The sequence below is a fragment of the Zavarzinia sp. genome, assembly GCF_049306435.1.
Classification (GTDB): Bacteria; Pseudomonadota; Alphaproteobacteria; order Zavarziniales; family Zavarziniaceae; genus Zavarzinia.
Window position 1 is genome coordinate 1 of the sequence record NZ_JBAQRT010000205.1, and the last position, 4,493, is coordinate 4,493.

The following is a 4,493-nucleotide window of genomic DNA, read 5'->3' on the forward strand; positions in this document are numbered from 1 at the left end:
CAGGCCGACAACTGGCGCGCCACCCTGCCCGTCGCGCGCCGGCTGCACTATCTCGACGGCGAGACCCTGCATCTCGTCACCATCCTGGCCGAGGGTCAGGGCTGGCGCCTGACCGTCGATGGCCACAGCTGCCTTGCCGGCGCCAGCCTGGACGCGAGTGGTGGCCTGACGCTGGACCTCGACGGCCGGCGCCTGCGGGCCAGCGTCGCGGCCCTTCGCGAGGCGCGCCATGTCTTCCTCGATGGCGCCCATCACATCCTGACGCATCACGATCCGCTGCATCAGGATTTCGAGGACGAAGGCGAGGCCGGCGGCCTGGTCGCGCCCATGCCGGGCAAGATCGTCGCCCTGCTGGCCGAAGTGGGGTCAAAGCTGGAAAAAGGCACGCCCCTGCTGGTGCTGGAAGCGATGAAGATGGAACATACGATCAATGCGCCGGCCGCCGGCACGCTGCGGGATTATTGTTTCGCGGTCGGCGATCAGGTGACCGAGGGCGCGGCCCTCGTCCATTTCGAGGCGGAAGGCTGAAGACGGGATGAAGCTGCCGGAAAAGGTTACCCTGGTCGAGGTCGGCCCCCGCGACGGCTTGCAGAACGAGCCCGGCGTGGTGCCGACCGCGGTGAAGATCGGCCTCATCGAGAAACTCGCCGAGGCGGGCCTGACCATGATCGAGGCGACGGCCTTCGTCTCGCCGAAATGGGTGCCGCAGATGGCCGACAATGCGGCGGTGCTGGCCGGCATCACGCGACGGCCGGGCGTGACCTATCCGGTGCTGACACCCAATCTGAAAGGCTTCGAGGCCGCCCTCGAGGCGGGCGCGACCGAAGTCGCCGTCTTCGCCGCGGCATCCGAGAGCTTCTCGCAACGCAACATCAATTGTTCCATCGACGAAAGCCTGGAGCGCTTCCGCCCGGTGATGGATGCGGCGGCGACGGCCGGGGTTTCGGTGCGCGGCTATGTCTCCTGCGTCGTCGGCTGCCCTTACGAAGGGCCCATCGAGCCCGAACAGGTGGCGCAGGTCGCGGCGGAATTGATGGTCATGGGCTGCCGGGAAATTTCGCTCGGCGATACGATCGGCGTCGGCACGCCGGCCAGCATCGCCCGGATGATCGAGGCGGTGGGCAAATATGTGCCGCTGTCCCGCCTCGCCGGCCACTATCACGACACCTATGGCATGGCCATCGCCAATATCCATGCCTCGCTGCAGCTGGGGCTCGCCACTTTCGATGCCTCGGTCGGCGGGCTGGGCGGCTGCCCCTATGCCAAGGGGGCGAGCGGCAATGTCGCAACCGAGGATGTCGTCTATCTGCTGAACGGCCTCGGGCTCGATTGCGGCGTCGACCTCGATCGGCTGGTGGCGGCCGGGGAATTCATCGCCGGCCACCTCGGCCGGCCCAGCCGCTCCAAGGTGGCGCGGGCGTTGCTGGCGGGGCGGTCTTGAGCGGTTACTTCCCCCCGTCCGCCAGCAGACGGGACAGGGCGATCTCGTTGATCGCGGCCGGATTGGCCTGCAGGAGGCCGGCCATATAGGCCTGCGCCTCCATCTGGCCGCGCTCCCGCCGCAGGGCCTCGACCAGCTGGGGCCGGACTTCCTCCAGCGGGCGGGTGTAGGCGGCCCGGGTCTCGATCAGTTTCACCACATGCCAGCCATCGTCGAGGCGAATGGCCTCGGTCACGCCGCCTTCGGCGAGGCCGGCGATGCGCTCGCGGATTTCGGGGCGGATCGTCGCCTCGCTGGCGAGGGCGGGATCGGCACCCGCCCCCTCCTCGTCCGAGAATTGCCGGGCCAGGCCAAGGAAATCGGCGTTCTTCGGTTTCAGCGCGGCCTGTACCGCCGCCAGTTTCTTCTGCGCCGCGGCCTCCGCCGCCTTGTCGGCCCCCTGGGGCAGGGCGATGAAAATCTGGGCGAGGCGATATTGGCGCGGCACCAGGAAACTGGTGCGATTGGCGTCATAGGCCGAAGCGATGTCGGCATCGGACGGATAATCCGCCGGCGCCACCGCCTTGGTCTTCAGGTAACTTTCGGCGATCACCGACTGGCGGGCGCGCTCGATCGCGGCGGCGACCTCGGGCCGCTGGTCCCATTTCCGCGCCTCGGCCTCGGCGAGGAGCAGGCGCCCGGCGAGCAATTGCCGCAACATGCGACCGAGCGCGGCCGGGTCCTTCGACAGGGCCTCGCGCTGCTGAGCGCTCAGGCCATCGAGCAGGGCGCGGACTTCCGTCGCCGTGACGTCGACGGTGCCGACCCGGGCGATCACTTCATCGGCCGTCGCGGGTCCCGCGACCGCGAGGCCGAGCGAGAAGGCGAGGAGAACGCGGCGCAGACCACTCACGGCTTCACCTTGCCATCGGCCAGCTTGTCCCGGTAATCCTGCACCAGGTTTTCCAGTTCCACCCGCTTCAGCCCGAGGAACGGCTCCCGCGTCGCGACCACATCGCCAAGGCCGACACCGGCATAGGCATCGAGGATCTCGCTGCCGACGCGGTATAATTCGATATTCTTCGCCTCGCAGGATTCGGCTCGGCCCCGCTGTCCGTCCAGCTCGGCCGACAGGCGGCGGCCCTCCTCTTCCAGCGACTTGCCGATCGCGACCGCCTTGTCATTGGCTGTGCGGCACTGGCCGAGCACGCCCTGCACCCTGTCGAGCGCCGTGGCCTGTTCGCTGGCCCGGGTCTCGAGTTCGGCCACCTTGCCGGCCTCGGCCGCTGTGTCCTTGCGGGCGCTGGCCAGCTGATCGCGGGTGGCGGCCACCTGCGCCTTCAGGGCATCCCGCTCCTTCTCGGCGACGGCGATCCGCGCCTGCAACGCCGTGCGTTCATCCTCGAGCGCGCGGAGCTGGCTGGTCGCGCTCCGCAGCGCATCGCGCAGCCGCGTTTCCGTATCCTGATCGGCGAGCGCGAGGCCGCCGGTGGCCGTCAGGATCGCGAGGGCGAGAAGGGAGGGACGCCACATGGTCAGAACCTCGCGCTCACGTCGGCCTGCAGCACATCGGCGGAATAGGTCGGCCCGGCGATATTGTCCGCACTCTGCCAGCGGAGGCTGAGGGCGACATTGTCGGCGACGCCAAAGGCACCACCGAAGACGAAACCTTCGAGGTTGGTGCCGCCAAGGCCGAAATCGCTGTCGGTGAAGCCGTCGACCACCGAGTCCGATTCCAGATATTTATAGGCGAAGCGCAGGTTCCAATCCCAGCGCTTGCGCACCTGCTCGGTGCCGAGGATCAGCCGCGCCATATAGGCGGTGTCGCCGCCCTCGAACTCGCCAAGGGGTTCGGCGGTGGTGACATTGCCGCGATTGTTCACGGCGTTGGCGCGCGCCCGGCTTTCGTCGAAGGCCAGGTTCTTCACATATTCGCCATCGATGGCGATGGGCAGCGTCTTGAACTGGGACAGATCGAGCCGCGCGGTCAGGGCGAGTTCGCGGAAGCCGGTGACCAGGCCGAAATACTGATACTGGTCGGTGGTGCCATTGCCGTTGGCCGACGTCGGGGTGATCGCGCGCAGGGCCATGTAGGTATTGCCCTTCTGCGCGAAGCTGGGCCGGGTCAGGTCGCTGTCGCAGGCGTCCGACGCGCTCAGCACCGTGCAGGGGCTCGACAATTCGCCCTTGATGTTGTCGAAGTGATAATAGGCGAGGCCGGCCTTCAGCCTGTAATCATCGGCGATCTTCCATTCGACGCCGGCCTGACCGCCCAGAAGCCATTTGTCGTGGCTCTGCATCTTGGCCGCGTCGGTGCTGGCGAAGTTGAAGTCGGTATTATAGACCGGGAAGGCGCCGAGCACGCCGAAGGGCTTCACGCTGCCGCCCAGATCGTAGGCGCCGGCCAGCGCGAGACCGTCGAAGCCGATATCGTCGTCCCAGATCAGATCGGTCGCGAAGAAGGGATTGTCGAAGCGCCCGCCATCGACGACGAGGCCGAGACCATCGGCGACATCGCCCTTGTAACGGATATAGGCCCGGTCGAGCCAGATCGCGTATTTGCTGAAATTGCCGCCGCTGCCGCCCAGGCTCTGGTTGGTGCTGACGGGGGAGGAGCCGTCGCCAGTCGCGACCCGAAGCCCGGTCGAGAAGCCGTCGCCCAGATCCGCCGCGACGCCGAGCCGCGCGCGCAGCCGCGCCCGCTCGCGGTCCTGATCGACATTGAGCTGCGGCGGCAGATTGGCGTTCCCGGTCGAAACGTCGTAGGGGCTGCCGGTGTTGATCGCGTTGAAATTGGGGAATTCGCCGGTGTTGGCGTTGCTGTCGCCGAGGTAATCGCCCTCGTAGCGCAGGCGGATGTCGCCGGTGATCTTGATGCGCTGGGTCCAGTCGGGGATGGCGTTGGGCGTCGCCCAGCCTTCGCGCTTGGCCTGAGCCATCACTTCGGTGCGCACTTCGTCGCGGATCTGCTTGCGCACCATCTCGGGCACATATTGGACGCGCACCGTGCCGTCGCGATTGGGCACGGCGACCGTGGTGCCGCCGGGCGCCGCCGCCGGGGCCGGGGCGGCGG

5 protein-coding genes are annotated in these 4,493 nt (G+C 67.7%); 2 read left to right on the forward strand and 3 right to left on the reverse strand.

The window, feature by feature from the left end; translation table 11 throughout:
- Window positions 1-528: biotin/lipoyl-containing protein (locus WAZ62_RS11545; RefSeq protein ID WP_422643673.1), on the forward strand; the 528-nt coding region annotated here is incomplete at its 5' end.
- 7 nt (window positions 529-535) lie between these two features.
- A complete protein-coding gene (locus WAZ62_RS11550) occupies window positions 536-1,441 on the forward strand; it encodes a hydroxymethylglutaryl-CoA lyase (RefSeq protein WP_422643674.1) in 906 nt (301 codons plus the stop codon).
- Window positions 1,442-1,445: 4 nt separating this feature from the next.
- On the opposite strand, the gene WAZ62_RS11555 is transcribed toward WAZ62_RS11550, so the two are convergent.
- The 3 genes from WAZ62_RS11555 to WAZ62_RS11565 form a co-directional block, all read right to left on the reverse strand.
- Complete coding sequence (locus tag WAZ62_RS11555) at window positions 1,446-2,333, reverse strand: peptidylprolyl isomerase (RefSeq protein ID WP_422643675.1); 888 nt, start codon at window positions 2,331-2,333, stop codon at window positions 1,446-1,448.
- Window positions 2,330-2,953: a hypothetical protein gene (locus tag WAZ62_RS11560; RefSeq protein ID WP_422643676.1), complete on the reverse strand. Its 624-nt coding sequence runs from the start codon at window positions 2,951-2,953 to the stop codon at window positions 2,330-2,332. Before WAZ62_RS11560 ends, WAZ62_RS11555 begins: the two co-directional genes overlap by 4 nt.
- 2 nt (window positions 2,954-2,955) lie before the next feature.
- Window positions 2,956-4,493 (reverse strand): putative porin (locus WAZ62_RS11565; RefSeq protein ID WP_422643677.1); only part of this gene is annotated, 1,538 nt, incomplete at its 5' end.

Bases quoted from the DNA above. Each gene is read 5' to 3' on its own strand.
- WAZ62_RS11550 (WP_422643674.1), top strand. From the start codon at position 536: ATGAAGCTGCCGGAAAAGGTTACCCTGGTCGAGGTCGGCCCCCGCGAC.
- WAZ62_RS11560 (WP_422643676.1), bottom strand. From the start codon at position 2,953: ATGTGGCGTCCCTCCCTTCTCGCCCTCGCGATCCTGACGGCCACCGGC.